Here is a 16,153-nt window from a genome sequence, read left to right as displayed (position 1 = left end):
GCCTGCTCACCGATGGAGGTTTCCGTGAAGAACGGTGACGATTTCTCCCCGGCCGTCATTCACCGCGTCGCGGGTCTGCTCGACGAGTTCCGTGACGGCGAGGAGTTGACGCTGTCCCAGCTGGCGTGCCGTACCGGACTGCCGCGGTCCTCCGTGCACCGGCTGCTGTCCCGGCTCGTGGAGCTGGGCTGGGTCGGCAGGCGCGGTCAGGCTTACGCCCTGAGCCGCACGATGTTCGAGTGGGGCGCGCTGGCGCAGCAGCACGACAGCCTGCAGCGAGCCGCGCATCCGGTGCTGCACGAACTGCACGCGACCAGCGGGTTGATCGTCCACCTCGCCGTTCTCGACGGCGACGACGTGCGTTACCTCGACAAGGTCGGCTACGGCCCGGTTGCGCTGCCTTCCCGTATCGGAGGGCGTCAGCCGGCGCTGCGGACGGCGCTGGGCAAGGCTCTCATCGCACATTCGTGGACCGACCCGGCGGCCGCGGGGACGACCACGGGCTCGACATCGCGTGCGGGAGTCCCGCCGCTCGCGCGCCACGAGATCGCCCGCATCCGCCAGCAGCGCGTGGCCTACGAACAGGAGTCCCTCGCGGGCATCGCCTGCGTGGCCACCACGATCGGCAACGGCCGCACCTGCGCCGGGGCGCTGTCGGTGACCGGTCCCGTCGACAGGGTGGACCACGTGGCGCTGGCCGGGTCGGTCCGGGCCGCGGCGCATGTGATCTGGCGCAGCCTCGGCGAGCGCGGCGGCGGCCGGCGAGCGGGCTGACCCGGCTCAGCGCACCAGCGCCTGCCCGCCGTCGACGGCCAGCGTATGGCCGGTGATGTAGCGGGCGGCATCGCTGCACAGGAAGACCACGGCCGGGCCGATATCGGTCTCGGGATCGCCCAGCCTTCCCAGGGGCACCGTCCGCAGGTACTCCGCGGCGGCCTCCGGTTCGTGTCGGGCCCACTGCTGCATCGTCAGCGAGTCGGCGAGCGGCAGGATCGCGTTCACCCGGATGCCGTCGGCGGCCCACTCGCAGGCCGCGGTGCGGGTCAGCACGCGCACCGCCTCTTTGGCGGCCGCGTAGGCGCCGGTGCCGGACGGATTCCAGCGGATGCCCGCCGCGGAACCCAGATTGACGATCGCCCCGCCGCCCTTCAGGTGCCGATGGCAGGCCCGCATCATCCGCCAGGTCGCTGTGGGGCCCGACGCCATGCCCGCGTGATAGGTCTGCTCGTCGATCTCGAGCAGTGTCCCCGGTGCGGGGGTCTGGGCATTGTTCACCAGCAGGGTTATTGCGCCGAGTTCGTCGGCGATCGCGGGCGCCAGCGCGTCGATCGCGTCGCCGTCGGTCAGATCGCAGACGAATGTCGTGGCGGCCGCGCCGCGGGCGATGATCTCGCGCGCCACGGCGTCGATCGTGGCGGCCGTGCGTCCGACCAGGGCGACCCGGGCGCCCGCCGCGGCCAAGGCCAGCGCGATGCCCCGCCCGATGCCCTGGCCCGCGCCGGTGACCACGGCCTTGTGGCCGGCCAGCGAGGTGAAAGCCGGATGGTGGGGAAGGGACGCGGACATGCATACTCCTGGGATGGGAAGGTCGGACGGCGCATTGAGCGTTTGATCAATGGGTGTGGCAGAATCGGCCCGCACAGGCACGCCGCGCCCGAATCCGACGAGGGGAAGACCGTGGACCCGCAGGAACGCAGAAGACTGATCCTCGACCGTTCGGCCGAGATCTTCGCTCGCAAGGGAGTTTCCGCGACGACCATCCGTGAGATCGCCGACGCGGTCGGGGTGTATTCCGGCGCGCTCTACCACTACTTCCCGTCCAAGGAAGCGATCGTCACCGAGCTCATCCGCGAATACATCGAGGACCTGTCGGCGCGTTGCGGCCAGGTGCTGGCGCGGAATCTGCCGCCGGTGCGGCGGATGGAGGCGCTCGCCGAGATCGCGTTGGCGACCAGCGAGGACTATCACGGCGCCACCTCGATCTGGCGCCGCGAGGGCGAGTACATGCGCGAACGGGTGGTGGAGGCCGACATGGCCGCGACCGCGGACATGATGGAGGTCGCCTGGCGTGATGCCATCCGCGACGGCGTCGCGGCGGGCGAGCTGCGCGGCGACATCGATCCGGAGGTGTTCCGGGAACTGATCTACGACGCGGTCTGGCATGCCTCGCGCTGGTTCCGGCCGTCCCCGGAGCAGACCCTGGCCGACCTCGCCCGCACCGTGATCTCGGTGTTCGTCGACGGCATGCGGCCCCGCCCTGCCCCGAGCGGGGCAGGGCGGGAAGCGAACTCACTCGCCGGAAGCTGAGAGGTTCTCCGCGACTTCCTTGTGCCAGGACTCCAGCGCGCGGCTGGTGTCGACCTCGAACTCGAAGCGCTGGGTCATCTCCGGGGTGACGTCCTCGAGATCGACATAGAACTGGCTGTACCAGCGGCGAAGCTGGTAGACCGGCCCGTCCTCCTCGGTGAGCAGCGGGTTCTCGATGCGGGTCTTGTGCTTCCAGATCTCGATGTCCTGCTTGAACTGCTCTTCGAGCCCGTCGGTGAACAGCGTCGCCATCTCCGCGGTCTGCTCGTCGGTCATCCCGTCGATCTTCTTGACGATCGTGCCGAACTGGAGGACGAAGGAGTTCGAGGTCACCGGGTAGTGGCAGTTGATGAGCTTGGACTCGACGGTGGTGCCGTCGGCGACGGTGTAGATGGTGTCGAGCATGAAGGAGGGGCCGTAGTAGAAGGCGTCCGAAATGGTCTGCGCTTCGGGGAGATCCATCTGTACGCCGGTCTTGATGTCGTCACGGCCGTAGGAGCGCATGTGCTGTCCGGCGATGTGGCCGTCGAAGACGTTCTTGAAGTACTCGGGCATCTGGTAGTGCACGTAGAAGAAGTGCGCCATGTCGACGACGTTGTCGACGATCTCCCGGCAGTGCGAGCCCTCGACGTGGATCGTCGTCCAGGTCCAGTCGCTCCACAGCCCGTCCTCGTAGCCCTCGATCTCCGGGATCGCCAGCTCGGCGGGCGGCTGCGAACCCTGGGGACAATTCCACACCAGCAGCACGCCGTTGCGTTCCATCGTGGTCCAGGTCCGGGTGCGCGCGAGCTTCGGCGTGCGCCGCGCGTAGGGGACCGACTCGCACCGGCCCTGCCCGTTCCACCGCCAGTCGTGGAACGGGCAGGAGATGGCGTCGCCCTTGATCTCGCCGCGAGCGAGATTGCCGCCCATGTGCCTGCAGTAGGCATCGAGCACGTGCAGCGTGCCGGTGGAGTCGGCGAAGACGACCACCTCGGTGCCGAAGACCCGGACCTGGTGCGGCTTGCCGTCACGGAAGTTCTTCGCCAGCCCGATGCAGTGCCACCCGCGCGCGAAACGCGTCGGGTTGGTTCCGGTATCGATGTTGCGGATCTCGATCCGCTCCTGCTCGACGGTCATGGGCTTCTCCAATGATGCGTAGGTACTCGAAGGGGCTGAACGTGGACTGGTGGTCACCGGAGCGGAACGACGAGTTCGGTCGCGCCGAGGGGCGCCACGGCGGGCTCGGTCCTGGTGGTCATGGCGATCTCGCCGCGCGCCACCGCCTCGTCGACCGTGCGATCGAGCGCCTCGCAGCGCAGCAGATAGCCGCCGCAGCCGACGGCCGTGGCGGCGTTCATCTCCCGGCAGGTCCGCGATGCCTCGGCGTTCCATTGGATGCTGGTGTGCGCGGGGCTGTACTTCGCGACGGATACGCGTGCGTCACAGGTGTGACAGGCGAGCGGCTGCAATGTCCGGATCCCTTCCTCGGATGAGGACGAGGCTAGGAACCGGGATGTGGCGGCGGCCACAGGAATTCAGTCCAGCGGAACAGCGCGTCGGGGCCGGAGCCGTGGGGACGCCGTTACTGCGCCTGCTCTCGCGAGGTGCCCACGGCGGTGGCGCCGACGCGGTGATACTCACGCAGCACCTCGGCGGCGATCCGATCCCAGGAGTAGCGCGACTCGACTCGGGCGTGCCCGGCACGCCCGTATCTGCGCGCGGTCGCGGGCTCGGCGAGCAGATCCTGCACCGCCTCGGCGAGTTTCGCGGGATCGCGCGGGGTCACCAGCCGGCCGGTCACCCCGTCGACCACGGTATCGATCAACCCGCCGACCGCGCTGGCGACCACCGGCACCCCGCACGCCATCGCCTCCAGCGGCGTCATGCCGAACGGCTCGTACCACGGCGCGCAGACCGCCACGTCCGCCGAGCGCAGCAGGGCGGGCACCCGGCTCCTCGGTACCTGCCCCAGCATGTGCAGCCGGTCGCGCACGCCGAGTTTGTCGGCCAACGCCAGCAGCCGTCTGCCCTCCGGATCGTCGGCGGGCTCGCCCGCGTCCGCGCCGCCGACCACCACCAGCTCGGTGTCGGGCAGGCCGGTGAGCGCGCAGATCGCCGTGTCGAATCCCTTGCGCGGCACCAACCTTCCCACACTGATCATCCGGTACCGCGCCGTCTTCTCCTCGACGGGTCCGTCGATGCCGAACTGCCCGAGATGCACGCCACCCGGGATCACGCACGTACTCGACCGCGGCACCCCCATCCTGGCGAGTTCGAACACCTCGTCGGTGCAAGTGGCGATGATGCGAGCGGCCTGCTGCGCGATCCGCTGTTCCAGCTCGATCCGCTCGGGCGGGCTGGTGTCGTCGGGCCCCTGGTAGCGGCGCTTGACCACCCCGAGCGCGTGGAAGGTCTGGACCACCGGGATGTCGGCGGGCCGTGCGGCCGCGAGAGCGGCCAGCCCCGACATCCAGAAGTGCGCGTGCACCACGTCCGGGCGCTCGGTGCGCCACCGCGCACGCAGGAAGTCGCCGAATTCGCCCATATGCGGAAGCAATTCGTCTTTCGGTAGGGTGCGGGCGGGACCGGCCGGGACATGGACCACGCGGTAGCCCCGATCGGCCGGCACGCACTCCGGCGCGTCCGGGTCCTCGCGCCGGGTGTAGACGGTGACGTCGTGCCCCTGCTTGCTCAACGCGCCGGACAACTCGGCGACATGGACGTTCTGACCACCCGCGTCGACACCGCCCAGCAGGGCGAGCGGGCTCGCGTGTTCGGACACCATCGCGATCTTCATACTCGGGCCTCCATCCGGGGTCGGGCTGACCGGTCGGCGTCATCGGCCGGTCAGCCCGGCGAGTACGGCATCCCATCGGCGCAGAAGCTTCGAGGCCGTAGTGCACCCCGGACGAACGAGGTGGTCCAGGAGCCGTGCACATGCCAGAGCAGTGTCGTGAGCCGTTCGCCCGTCGCGGCCATGCCCTAGCTCTTGCCCTTCGCCCCGGACTCAAACAATCGAGGTCGTACTGTGCCCGCGACGGCGCGCTGTTTGGTTCCGTCGCGCCAGGCAACACCCGGGGCATGAGCGCACCGAACGCTGTCACGGTGACCGGGGACCGCACGGCCACCGACACGATCGTCATTCTCGATCCCGCAACGGGTGCCACCGTCGGCACGGTGCCGATGACCCGTCGCGCGGAGATCGACCGACAGGTGGCGGCGGCCGATCGGGCCGGGACGATGTGGGCGCGCACCCCGGCAGCCCGACGCGCCGCCGTTGTGCGTGCCGCCGCCGCACTGCTGCGCGAGCACGCGGACGAACTCGCCGAACTCGACGAGCGCGAGACCGGGCGTCCGCGCGCCGAGGGCGTCGAAGGGGTGCGGGCGGGCGCCGCGACCCTGGAGCAATACGCCGAACTGGGGCCGCTGCACCGGGGCCGGACCCTGCACGGCGACTTCGAGGCGACCGACCTGATGGTGTGGGAGCCGCGCGGCGTGGTTGTCGTCCTCACTCCGTGGAACGATCCGGTCGCGGTGTCCTGCGGCCTGATCGGCGCGGCGCTGGTCACCGGCAACACCGTCGTCTACAAGCCGAGCGAGCGCGCGCCCCACACCGGCGCGCTGCTGGCCGAACTGCTCGGCCGGGGACTGCCGGAGGACGTCCTGCAGATCGCCCAGGGCGACGGACGGGTCGGCGCGCAACTCGCCGGCCACCCCGACGTGGCCGTGGTCGCGCATGTCGGCAGCACCGCCGCGGGCCGGTCCATCGCCCGCAATGTGGCCACGACGGGGGCGAAGGCGCTGCTGGAGAACGGCGGCAACGACGCCCTCGTCGTCGACGCCGGGGTGGATCCGGTGTGGGCCGCCGGGCAGGCGGCGCTCGGCGCGTTCGCCAACTCCGGTCAGCTCTGCGTATCCGTCGAACGGATCTTCGTGCACCGCGACATCGCCGAGCCGTTCCTGACCGCGCTGGCCGCCGAAGCCGGGGCACGGCACACCGCGCCGCTGGTGGACCGCCGCCACCGCGATCTGGTGCACGCCCAGGTGCGCGACGCCGTCGAACGCGGGGCCGAGCCGTTGACCGGCGCCGTGCTGCCGGAAGGGCCGGGCGCGCACTATCCCGCCACCGTGCTCGCGCACTGCGATCCGGGTATGCGGATCATGCGCGAGGAGACCTTCGGCCCGGTCGCGCCGGTCCGGGTGGTGAGCACCTTCGAGCAGGGCCTCGCCGAGGCGGCGAACGACGAGTACGGGCTCGCGGCGAGCGTGCTGACCCCCTCGATGGCCAATGCCCAGCGGGCGTGGCGGGAACTGCCGGTCGGCACGGTGAAGATCAACGCGGTGTTCGGCGGGGCGCCCGGCGGCGCCGCCCAGCCGCGCGGGGCCAGCGGATCCGGCTTCGGGTACGGCCCCGAACTGCTGGACGAGATGACCCAGATGAAGGTCGTGCACCTACGACCAGCACCCCCGGCATGAGAGTGCTGGTCACCGGGTGTCCACCGCCCGCCTGCCGTGGGCGCTGGCGCAACTCAGGCAGTTGCCGCCCGAGGTGGAACACCGTGCCAGGACGCTCGAACTCGCCGGAGAAAGGAAGTGACGCCGATGCGCACGGACCGGATGACCGTCGTCATCATCACCCGTGACCGGCGCGAGCACCTGCTGGAGACCCTCGCGCACATGACGGGGCTCCCGGACGCCGCCCCGATCATCGTCGTCGACAACGGCTCGACCGACGGCGCGGCCGACGCGGTGCGTGCGGCGTTCCCGTCCGTCGAACTCATCCGCTCCCTGGACAATCGGGGCGCCGTCGCCAGGAACATCGCGGTCGATCGGGTGAGCACGCCGTATGTCGCCTTCTGCGACGACGACACCCGGTGGCAGCCCGGCGCGCTGACCCGCGCCGCCGACGTGCTCGACCGGTATCCCGGCCTGGCGTCGGTGACCGGACGCTGTCTGGTGGCACCGGATCTCGTCGAGGACCCGATCACCCCGGAGTTGCGGGATTCCCCGGTCCCCGGGCCCGACTGGCTGCCCGGCCCCGCGCTGCTCGGCGTGACGGCCGGCCTGTCCGCCTTCCGGGTCAGCGCGTTCCGCGAGGTCGGCGGCTTCTCCTCGCGCCTGTGGTTCGGCGGCGAAGAGGACCTGCTCGCCTTGGACCTCGCGATGAACGGCTGGTGGATGTGCTGGTTGGAGGACATGATCATCCACCACGAGCCGTCCCGTGCCCGCGACTCGACCCGTCGCCGCGGACTCGGCATCCGAAACACCCTGTGGACGTTGTGGTTGCGCCGCCCGGCCCGCAGCGCCGCCCGGCGGATCGCCGTCGTCCTGCGATCGGCGCCGACCGACCGGACCGCGATCGCCGCCGTGCTGGAGGCAGTCGCCGGGTCGCCCTGGGTGCTGCGCGCGCAGCGTCGTGCCCGCGCAGGTGGAGGCGGGACTCGTGCTGCTGGAGGATTCCCGGCGCCGCTCGCCCGCGCGCCGTTACGTCGGCTGAGCCGCCGTAACGGTCGCCGGGAGCGGATACACCCGCCGGAAGATCTCGAACAGTTCGGCCGAGGTGACTTCCCGCCCGGTCGTGTCGGTGTGCGCCTGCACGTGCCGGGCGAATTCGATCTGCTGACGACGGGACATCTCGATGCCGTAGTCGCGGGCCGGCAGGCGATGCCGCCCTTGCCGGACTGTGAGTTCACCCGGATCACCGCGTCGTAGGTGCGGCCGATGTCGGCGGGGTCGATCGGCAGATAGGGGACCCGCCATTCCAGTTCGTGCTCGGGCCTGCGCTCGGCCGCGGCGCGGGCCCGGTGCTCGGCGAAGCCCTTCTTGACGGCGTCCTGGTGGGTGCCGCTGAAAGCGGTGTGCACGAGGTCGCCCGCGTAGGGATGCCGGGGGTGCACCTCGATGCGGCGGGCGATGTTCTTGTGCATGTACTCGATCTGGTCGGCGTACACGTTCGGGGTGGCGACCTCCACGGTTGCGGGCAGATTCAGGATCACCGGCCGCTCGGATGTCGCTCGAAGAAGCGGCGTTTGCGGTCCGGGGCCATCGGTTCGGCGAGCGCCTGATCGCCGTCGCGCAGATCGACCAAGCTCCACGACGGGAGCCGGTCCGACCAGACCCCGCCGTGGCAGCGAAGGAGGAGGAAGAAGCGATGTCCGAACACGCGCTAGAATCTGCCATAACTCCGCAGACAAGTAGAGAAATGGTGGTGCGATGGCGCAGGTGCGAAGGTCTTCCATGGCGGATCAGGCCGCCGATCTCCTGCTGGAGCGGATCAAGTCCGGCGAATGGAGTCTGGGTGAGCGGTTGCCGGGGGAGACCACGCTGGCCGCGCAGCTCGGCGTCGGCCGTTCCACGGTCCGCGAGGCGATCCGGCAGCTGGCGGGCCGGGGTGTGCTCGCCACCCGGCAGGGCGCGGGCGTGTTCGTCACCGCGCTCGACGCTCGCGAGGACTGGGACACCGTGTTGCGCCGCGCCGATATCGTCGCGGTCATCGAGGCGCGCATCGCCATCGAGACGGAGGCCGCCGCGCTCGCGGCCCGGCGTCGCACCCCCGCCGACCTGCGCGCGATCCGCCGAGCCCTGGCCGGCCGGGCGGAACACCGCTCGACCATCGAGGAGCACGTCGACGCCGACACCGCCTTCCACCGCAGCATCGTCGTCGCCGCGCACAACCCGATCCTCGTGGAACTGTTCGACGGATTCACCCCACGGGTGCGCCAGGCGATGATCGAAATGCTGCGCATCCGAAAGGAATTCGGAAGCGATGCGGATCACGAGGCACACGTCGAGCTCTTCGACGCGGTCGCCGGGCGCGACGAGGACGCGGCCGCGCGTCGCTGCCGCACCCACCTGGCCTCGCTGAAGGAAGGACTCGCATGAGCGCCACCGTCCTCGAATTGCACCAGGTGACCTTCCGTCGCGAGGGCGTCCAGATCTTGCACGGCGTGGATCTCACGGTCCGGGCGGGTGAGCACTGGGCGCTGCTCGGCCCCAACGGTGCGGGCAAGTCCACCATCCTCGGCTTCTGCGGCGCCCGAACCCACCCGACCTCCGGCACGGTCGACGTGCTCGGTCGTCGCCTCGGCCGGGTCGACGTGCAGGAGCTGCGACGCGACATCGGGCACGTCGATCCGCGTCACCCGCTGCGGTCACCGCTGTCGGTGCCGGCCGTGGTGCTGACCGGCATCACCGGCACGATCGAGACCCCGATGCGCTGGCAGCCGACCGTCGAGCAGCGCGAGAAGGCCACCGCGCTGATCGCCGAAGTCGGCCTCACCGCGCGCCGGGACGCCTTGTGGCCGACTCTCTCCCAAGGTGAACGCGGCCGCGCGCTGATCGCCCGCGCGCTGATCGCCGAACCTCGGCTCCTGCTGCTCGACGAACCGACCACCGGTCTCGACGTCGCCGCCCGCGAACAACTCCTGGAGACCATCGACGCCCTGCCCCGCACCGCACCGGAACTCGCCTCGATCCTGGTGACCCACCACCTCGAGGACCTGCCGGAGACCACCGGCCACGCACTCGTCCTCGCGGACGGACGAGCCGTCGCCACCGGCGCGGTCGAGGAAGCCGTCACCACCGACACGATCACGCGCGCCTTCGCGCACCCCATCGAGGTCACCCGAACCCGCGGTCGCTGGCACGCCCGCGCCCGGCGCGGCGCACCGGCGCACGAAGCGGCGCGTGTCCCGGTCTGAATCGATCAGCTGTTCGCTGTCGTCTGTTGCTGCCGGTGCGCGCGGGCCGCCGCGATGAGCCCGTCCAGGGATTCGCGGGTGCGCTGGAGTTCGGCGATGTGCTCGCAGAGGCGGTCACGTTCGTGGATCATGCGAGCGAGCGAGGTCTCGGTGTTCTCGGCGCTCGGTGAGTCGACGCAGGGGAGCAGTTCGGCGATGGTGCGGCTGGACAGGCCCGCGGCGTAGAGGCGCTGGATGAAGGCGACGCGTTCGAGCACGTCGTCGGTGTAGTGCCGCTGGCCGCTGGGGCTGCGAATGCTGCTGAGCAGCCCTTGTTCTTCGTAGTAGCGCAGCGACCGGACGCTGACGCCGGTCCGGGCGGCGAGTTCGCCGATCCGCATATCCGCCTCCGATGTGATCCGCGGCATAGCACTTGCCTCTCACATTGATGTCAGGTTTTAGCGTAGCTGTCATGACGCTCTTCGACAGCTACCGGCTCGGTGAACTGACCCTGCCCAACCGCGTGGTGATGGCCCCGATGACTCGGGTCAGGGCCACCGCCGACGGTCGGGCCACTCCGTCGATGGCCACCTATTACGCGCAACGCGCGAGTGCGGGCCTGATCGTGACCGAGGGCGTGCAGCCCGACCGAGTGGCGCAATCCAGCCCAGGAACGCCGGGTCTGCACACCGACGAACAGGTCGCCTCGTGGCGTCCGGTGACCGAGGCCGTGCACACCGCGGGCGGCCGGATCTTCGCTCAGCTCATGCACAGTGGCCGCGTCTCCCACCCCGACACGACCGGTCTGGAGCCGGTCGGCCCGTCGGCCGTGCCCGCCGCCGGGGAGGTCTTCACCCCGAACGGCCCACGGCCCGCACCGATCCCGCGGGCATTGACCACAGACGAAGTGGCCGAACACGCCGAATCCTATGCGCGAGCGGCACTCCGGGCGATCGACGCCGGATTCGACGGCGTGGAGCTGCACGGGGCGAACGGCTACCTGATCTCCCAGTTCCTCTCCTCGAACGCCAATCTGCGCACCGACCGTTACGGCGGCTCGGTCGCCAACCGCATCCGCTTCGCGGTCGAGGCCGTGAGCGCGACCGTCGATGCCGTGGGCGCCGCCAGGACCGGCATCCGCCTCTCGCCGGGCGGCACGTTCTGGGGCGTCCAGGAGAGCGAGACCCCCGCCCTCTACGGGGCACTGCTCGCCGAACTCGCTCGCCTGGAACCGGCATACGTGCACCTCGAGGCCACTGCTCCCGAAGACGTGCTGCTCGGACTGCGCCGGCGCTGGCCGGGCACGCTCATCATGAATCCGGTCGTGCCGATGGGCCCGGCGATCGCCGGACCGGCCGAAGCCCGTCACTGGCTCGGGCTCGGCGCCGACCTCATCAGCTTCGGCCGGGCCTATCTCGCCAATCCGGACCTGGTCGAGCGGCTTCGCGACGGACTTCCGCTGGCCGTCGCCGACGAGGCCACCTACTACCAGGGCGGCGACGAGGGGTACCTCACCTATCCGCGCTACCGGCATCCGGCGGAGGCGGTCGAACGCGCATGAACCCGCGCCGGTCGGCGCCGCTCGGTATCGACGCAGACGGAAGCGAACCGCGGGCGAGCAGCGCCGCCTGTTCATGGGGCCGCTGGTGCCGAACCGGCTCGTGCGACCGGGCTCGGGCCGATTCTGCCGCTGCCGGACGGACTGCGTTTCCAAGCCGTGCACTCGGCCGATATCGGCCGCGCCTTCGCCACCGCGATCGTCTCGGATGCGCGTGGCCCGGTCAACCTCGCGGCCGAACCGGTCATCGACGCCGCCGCGCTGGGCGAGCTGTTCGGCGCACGCACGGTGCGCCTGCCGTACCGCGTGGTGCGCGCTGCCCTGGCCACGGCATGGCACGCCCGCATGGTGCCCGCGCCGCCCGAACTGTTCGACGCCTTCATGCACCTGCCGCTGCTCGACACCGGCCGGGCCCGCGCCGAACTGGGCTGGACGCCGCGCTTCACCGCCGACGAGGCCCTGCGGGAACTGCTGCTCGGGCTGCGGACCGATGCGGGCGGCGACACGCCACCGCTGGACGCCCACGCCGGCGGGCGGTGGCGCGTCCACGAATTCACCACCGGCATCGGCGCCGTCGACCTCGTCGACCGACGCGACCATCGGGTGCCTGCACACCACTGAGAGCCCCGGCACCGAGAGGCCCGACCGCGCGGCGAGCGTCGCGCCGCTGCGCCGCCCGCCGGCATTCGGTCGACCGCACGGCCGGAGTGGACGACCCGCGAAATCCATTCGCGGCCGGCACCCCGGTCGTCTGCGGGGCCGGGGGGCGCCAGCGCGTAGAGATGGCGTCGCTGCGCATCGACTACGCGCTGGAGCCGCGCCGCTTCGGGACGACGATGGCCCGATGCGACGGTCAGTGGCAGCGGTCGGTGCTCACCAGCGCCATCCGCTGCAGTGCCGAGGCGACCACGGGGTCGATACCGCTGCGGTCGAGCACCGATTCCGCGCGCTGCAGGCGTTCGCTGATCATCTGCTCGGCTCGCCGCGGTGCGCCGCTGTCCACGATCACGGCCAGCGCCGCCGTCACCGCCTCGTCGTCGAATTCGCCACGTGCCCAGAGTTGGTGCAGCCGGGCGCGCTCGGCGGGCGAAGCGAGATGCTCCGCCAGGACGACGACCGTGGTGGCCTTGCGCTCGCGCAGGTCGGCGCCCGCGGGCTTGCCGGTGATCGCGGGATCGCCGAACAGGCCGAGCAGGTCGTCGCGGATCTGGAAGGCTTCGCCGATGAGCGTGCCGTAGTCGCCCAGCGCCTCGAGCACCGGCGCCGCGCAACCGGCCATCGCCGCGCCCAGTTCCAGCGGCCTGCGCACGGTGTAGTTCCCGGACTTCCGGCGTGCGATGTCGAGAACCTGCTCCAGCGTGGGCAGGCGCGCCGCGTCGTTGAGCAGGTCGGCGAGTTGTCCGACCGCCAGCTCGGCGCGCATCGCGTCGTAGTGCGGCCACACCCGCGCCGCTGCCGCCGCGCCCACACCGCTTTCGCGAAGCATTCGTTCGGCCCACACCAGGCACAGGTCGCCCAGCAGCACCGCCGCGGACTCGCCGAACCGCGACGGCGAACCCGAGCGCTGCTGGCCGGCATGCCATCGGGCCAGCCGGACGTGTGCGGCGGGCCTGCCCCGGCGGGAGTCGGATTCGTCCATCACGTCGTCCTGCAACAGCGCGAAAGCGTGCAACAACTCCAGGCTCGCGGCCGCCCGTAATGCCGCCTCGGATTCTGCGGCTCCGCACAACCAGCCGAGATACATGAACGTCGGTCGCAGCGCCTTGCCGCCCGCGACGACAGTGCCCAGCGCGCGGATCGGCTCGTCGAACCCGAGTGGCGCGAGTTCTTCCGCACAGCGGGCGGCCACGAACTCGGTGGTGTGCTCGCGTAGCGAATTCCGGACCCGGTCGAACCATGCCGGTTCGCCGATGCCGGGCTGGTCGGTTCGGATCAGTTGGGCGGTTCGTGGTCCGTTCACAGTTCCGAGCCTGACACACTTCGTCGCAGATTGCATCGTTTCTGAGTCGAATTTACTCATTTGACGTCTTTCGTGTTCGGCGGCTCGGTGGCCGGTCGCCACGCTCGGCGACCGCGGGGGCGGCGCGCACGGCGCGGTCGATGCGGTGGACGGCGTCTTCGAGGGTGTGCACCCGGCGGGCTCCCGCGCAGGGCTCTTTCCCGGCCCATCCCGGGCCGGCCAGGAGCAGCAGCGCAGGCGCCGGGGTCAGGGCGGAAACGTCCTTCGCCGTGCGCTCGCTCTGCGACCACAGCACCACGATGGGGCGGTGTGGCTGCTTGCCCACGGCGTCGGCGAGCGCGGAGCCCGGCACCGAGGCGCCGAGCAGCAGCGCCGGGATCTCGGTCTCGGCCAGCGCGGCGCGCAGGATCTCCAGCGGCAGCACGTGGTTCTCGCCCGCGGTGCAGGCGAGTAGGACGGGGGTGCGTCCTCGGGAGTCACGCACGGGCGGTTTCGCGCGGTGCAGCGCGGTGGTGATCGCCCAGGACAGCACGTGCTCCACGTCGATCAGCCCTTCCTCGCGGAGCTGGCGGGTCACCAGATCGGCGAATGCCGGACGGCACAGCCGATTCCACGTATCCGCCACGCCGTAGTGCGCGAAATGGGCGGTGAGCAGGGCGAGTAGTTCGGTGGCGCGCAGACCCTCGGCCGCGGTCAGCACCGCCCGCACGTCGCCGAGTTCGGGTACGGGGTCGGCTGCGGCCCTGGCCGCTGTCGCCGCGTTGGCCGCGCTGACGCCCGTTCTGACCAGCTCGACCATCCGGGCGAGCACCGCGATGTCGCGCGGTGAGTAGCTGCGGTGCCTGCCCGGTCGCCGATCCGACGGCCCCAGGTCGTAGCGCTGGTTCCAACTGCGCAAGGTCGCGACCGGGATGCCCAGCGTCCGGGCCACCGCGCTCACGGTGAGCCCGGCCTCGGCATCCTTGCCCTCGTCGAGACCGGGTCGGGCCACTGTTCACCCCTTTCGCCGCTCGGAGTCTTCCGATCTCAGTCCGACGACACGCATCCCTGCGGGGTCCGGAAATCCCCGGCGAAGGCCGCCGGCGATGCGGCTCCGGCGCTCACCGGCGATCCGAGCGAGCGGGTGGTCGTGCTGGGAAGCATGGCGTTCTCCTTGTGATGGATCGTGCTGATTGGGTACTCGGGCTCAGCTCGGATTTCTCCTGCGGACTTCACAATACTCGACAAATGATGCAAAATCGATGCAGCGGGCAGATCGATTCCTGACCCCGCCCTACGAGAAAGGCCCGACATGAGGACTCGTACATCTCGCGCAGCGCTGATCGCGGCGCTTTCGGCGATCGCGATCGCCGGTGCCGCCTGTAGCAACGACGGCACATCGACGTCGGACAGCGGCAGCACCACCAGCAGCCGCGCGGCGTCGACGACCATGTCGACGCAGTCGACGCAGGGGCAGGGCGCGACGGCCGCCGCGCCGGTCGGCCCCGGCTGCGCCGGATACGCAGAACAGGTGCCGAGTGGCCCCGGCTCCCTGGAGTCGATGGCCACGCAACCGGTGACGGCGGCCGCGGCCGACAGCCCGGTGCTGAAAACGCTCACCGCGGCCGTCTCCGGTCAGCTCAATCCGCAGGTGAATCTCGCCGCCACCCTCGACGGCGGTGAGTTCACGATCTTCGCGCCGGTGGACAGCGCGTTCGCGGCGCTCGATCCGGCCACCGTCGAAGGACTGAAGACCGACTCGGCGGCACTGACCTCGATCCTGACGTACCACGCGGTGCCGGGCCGGATCGCTCCGAACGACATCGCGGGCACCCACACCACTGTCGAGGGTTCCGATGTCACCGTGACCAAGAACGGCGACAACATCTCCGTCAACCAGGCGTCTGTCGTCTGCGGCGGCGTCCAGACCGCCAATGCGACGGTCTATCTCATCGACCAGGTGCTGATGCCGCCCGCGCGGTAGTTCGCGGCGCATCGCTGCGGGTGGGGCCGGTCGCTCCGGCCCCACCCCGCGTCGGGTAAGTCAGGCGAGGGGCCCGGCGATTCGCTCGACCGCGTCCTCGAGGGTGTGGACCGCGCTCGCCCCGTCCGGCAGTATCACCTCGTCCCAGCCAGGGCCGCCGACCAGCACCCTGGCGCCCGCCTCCGCGCAGACCCGGATGGCCGAGGTCAGCGCCGTGGATTCCTGCTGCGACCACAGCACCACATCGGGATGGCCGTCGATACGCGCGATCGCGTCCGCGATCGCGACAGTCGGTACATCGGCGCCAAGCATCCACGCGTTCACGCCGCGTTCGACGAGCGCGGCCCGCAGAGCTTCCAAGGCGAGGGCGTGTGTCTCGCCGCTCGTGCAGGCGAGCACCGCGGCGGGCGTCTGCCCCGAGACGGCGGGCGGTGTGCCCGCGTGCAGTGCCGCCGCGATCGACCAGGACAGCAGATGCTCGACGTCGATGCAGCCCTCACCACCGAGCTGGCGCGCGACGATCTCCGCGAATGCCGGGCGGCACAACAGATTCCAGGTGTCCAGGACCCCGTAGGCCGCCAGGTGCGCGGTCAGCTGCGCCGACACCGCGCGGGAGTCGAGCGCGAACGCGGCGGTGAGCAGCGGCTGCCAGTCCCCGCGTTCCGGCGGCATGGTCCGCGCGGCCACCGCGGCCGCCGCGCCCG

The 16,153-nt window shown here is 70.8% G+C and carries 18 protein-coding genes and 2 pseudogenes; 9 read left to right on the top strand and 11 right to left on the bottom strand.

Annotated features, from left to right (window positions below):
• Window positions 1-24 precede the first annotated feature (24 nt).
• Window positions 25-774, top strand: coding sequence for an IclR family transcriptional regulator (locus tag ON26_RS30520; protein ID WP_040801842.1), 750 nt, complete (start codon window positions 25-27; stop codon window positions 772-774).
• Between the two features lie 6 nt (window positions 775-780).
• On the opposite strand, the gene ON26_RS30515 is transcribed toward ON26_RS30520, so the two are convergent.
• Window positions 781-1,566: an SDR family NAD(P)-dependent oxidoreductase gene (locus tag ON26_RS30515; RefSeq protein WP_051027959.1), complete on the bottom strand. Its 786-nt coding sequence runs from the start codon at window positions 1,564-1,566 to the stop codon at window positions 781-783.
• A gap of 111 nt (window positions 1,567-1,677) precedes the next feature.
• Here ON26_RS30515 and ON26_RS30510 point away from each other — a divergent pair, with 111 nt between their 5' ends.
• A complete protein-coding gene (locus ON26_RS30510; RefSeq protein WP_051027957.1) occupies window positions 1,678-2,307 on the top strand; it encodes a TetR/AcrR family transcriptional regulator in 630 nt (209 codons plus the stop codon).
• Here the strand turns inward: ON26_RS30510 and ON26_RS30505 are convergent.
• From ON26_RS30505 to ON26_RS30495, 3 genes are all read right to left on the bottom strand, one after another.
• On the bottom strand, window positions 2,290-3,426 hold the full coding sequence (locus ON26_RS30505) for a 3-ketosteroid-9-alpha-monooxygenase, oxygenase component (RefSeq protein WP_040801712.1): 1,137 nt from the start codon (window positions 3,424-3,426) through the stop codon (window positions 2,290-2,292). The two genes, ON26_RS30510 and ON26_RS30505, sit on opposite strands and share 18 nt — an antisense overlap.
• Window positions 3,427-3,479: 53 nt before the next feature.
• The gene (locus ON26_RS34845) at window positions 3,480-3,647 is read right to left on the bottom strand and encodes a hypothetical protein (RefSeq protein WP_245546131.1); all 168 of its coding nucleotides are present in this window, start codon (window positions 3,645-3,647) and stop codon (window positions 3,480-3,482) included.
• 224 nt (window positions 3,648-3,871) lie between these two features.
• Window positions 3,872-5,086 (bottom strand): glycosyltransferase, encoded by a 1,215-nt coding sequence (locus ON26_RS30495; RefSeq protein WP_040801708.1) that lies wholly within the window; start codon window positions 5,084-5,086, stop codon window positions 3,872-3,874.
• A gap of 284 nt (window positions 5,087-5,370) precedes the next feature.
• Here ON26_RS30495 and ON26_RS30490 point away from each other — a divergent pair, with 284 nt between their 5' ends.
• Together ON26_RS30490 and ON26_RS34840 are read left to right on the top strand one after the other, a co-directional pair.
• On the top strand, window positions 5,371-6,765 hold the full coding sequence (locus ON26_RS30490) for an aldehyde dehydrogenase family protein (RefSeq protein WP_040801706.1): 1,395 nt from the start codon (window positions 5,371-5,373) through the stop codon (window positions 6,763-6,765).
• A 126-nt stretch (window positions 6,766-6,891) separates the two neighbouring features.
• Window positions 6,892-7,179, top strand: a pseudogene (locus ON26_RS34840) (glycosyltransferase family 2 protein); the annotation flags it as partial.
• Window positions 7,180-7,773: 594 nt separating this feature from the next.
• On the opposite strand, the pseudogene ON26_RS34835 reads toward ON26_RS34840, so the two are convergent.
• Window positions 7,774-8,318: pseudogene (locus tag ON26_RS34835) on the bottom strand (hypothetical protein); the annotation flags it as partial.
• Window positions 8,282-8,452, bottom strand: coding sequence for a hypothetical protein (locus tag ON26_RS33750; RefSeq protein ID WP_157172087.1), 171 nt, complete (start codon window positions 8,450-8,452; stop codon window positions 8,282-8,284). The pseudogene ON26_RS34835 and the gene ON26_RS33750, both read right to left, overlap by 37 nt.
• A 74-nt stretch (window positions 8,453-8,526) precedes the next feature.
• On the opposite strand from ON26_RS33750, the gene ON26_RS30480 reads away from it, so the two are divergent.
• Window positions 8,527-9,171, top strand: a complete 645-nt coding sequence (locus tag ON26_RS30480) for a FadR/GntR family transcriptional regulator (RefSeq protein WP_373280976.1) — start codon at window positions 8,527-8,529, stop codon at window positions 9,169-9,171.
• A complete protein-coding gene (locus ON26_RS30475) occupies window positions 9,168-9,989 on the top strand; it encodes an ABC transporter ATP-binding protein (RefSeq protein ID WP_040801701.1) in 822 nt (273 codons plus the stop codon). The genes ON26_RS30480 and ON26_RS30475 overlap by 4 nt, the downstream gene beginning before the upstream one ends.
• A gap of 5 nt (window positions 9,990-9,994) precedes the next feature.
• On the opposite strand, the gene ON26_RS30470 is transcribed toward ON26_RS30475, so the two are convergent.
• Window positions 9,995-10,396: a MerR family transcriptional regulator gene (locus ON26_RS30470; protein ID WP_306307265.1), complete on the bottom strand. Its 402-nt coding sequence runs from the start codon at window positions 10,394-10,396 to the stop codon at window positions 9,995-9,997.
• Between the two features lie 44 nt (window positions 10,397-10,440).
• Between ON26_RS30470 and ON26_RS30465 the strand changes: the two genes are divergently transcribed.
• Window positions 10,441-11,529, top strand: coding sequence for an alkene reductase (locus ON26_RS30465; RefSeq protein ID WP_245546130.1), 1,089 nt, complete (start codon window positions 10,441-10,443; stop codon window positions 11,527-11,529).
• 156 nt (window positions 11,530-11,685) lie between these two features.
• Window positions 11,686-12,147, top strand: a complete 462-nt coding sequence (locus ON26_RS30460) for a Rossmann-fold NAD(P)-binding domain-containing protein (protein ID WP_051027955.1) — start codon at window positions 11,686-11,688, stop codon at window positions 12,145-12,147.
• Between the two features lie 232 nt (window positions 12,148-12,379).
• Here the strand turns inward: ON26_RS30460 and ON26_RS30455 are convergent, their stop codons facing one another.
• Genes ON26_RS30455 through ON26_RS34830 form a run of 3 tightly spaced genes read right to left on the bottom strand, consistent with a single transcriptional unit; the run spans window position 12,380 to window position 14,917 of the window.
• Window positions 12,380-13,486, bottom strand: coding sequence for a polyprenyl synthetase family protein (locus tag ON26_RS30455; RefSeq protein ID WP_245546129.1), 1,107 nt, complete (start codon window positions 13,484-13,486; stop codon window positions 12,380-12,382).
• A gap of 52 nt (window positions 13,487-13,538) precedes the next feature.
• Window positions 13,539-14,477, bottom strand: coding sequence for a MerR family transcriptional regulator (locus ON26_RS30450; RefSeq protein WP_245546128.1), 939 nt, complete (start codon window positions 14,475-14,477; stop codon window positions 13,539-13,541).
• A gap of 35 nt (window positions 14,478-14,512) precedes the next feature.
• Window positions 14,513-14,917 carry a hypothetical protein gene (locus ON26_RS34830; protein ID WP_245546136.1) on the bottom strand — a complete coding sequence of 135 codons (405 nt, stop codon included), beginning with the start codon at window positions 14,915-14,917 and terminating at the stop codon, window positions 14,513-14,515.
• Here ON26_RS34830 and ON26_RS30445 point away from each other — a divergent pair.
• Complete coding sequence (locus ON26_RS30445; protein ID WP_245546135.1) at window positions 14,805-15,449, top strand: fasciclin domain-containing protein; 645 nt, start codon at window positions 14,805-14,807, stop codon at window positions 15,447-15,449. The two genes, ON26_RS34830 and ON26_RS30445, sit on opposite strands and share 113 nt — an antisense overlap.
• A 60-nt stretch (window positions 15,450-15,509) precedes the next feature.
• Here the strand turns inward: ON26_RS30445 and ON26_RS30440 are convergent.
• Window positions 15,510-16,153, bottom strand: a 644-nt coding sequence (locus ON26_RS30440) for a cobalamin-dependent protein (RefSeq protein ID WP_040801693.1), incomplete at its 5' end; no start/stop codon positions are given.

The sequence above is a fragment of the Nocardia higoensis NBRC 100133 genome (assembly GCF_000308595.1).
Taxonomy (GTDB): domain Bacteria; phylum Actinomycetota; class Actinomycetes; order Mycobacteriales; family Mycobacteriaceae; genus Nocardia; species Nocardia higoensis.
This window is presented reverse-complemented; position numbering and strand designations above follow the sequence as displayed.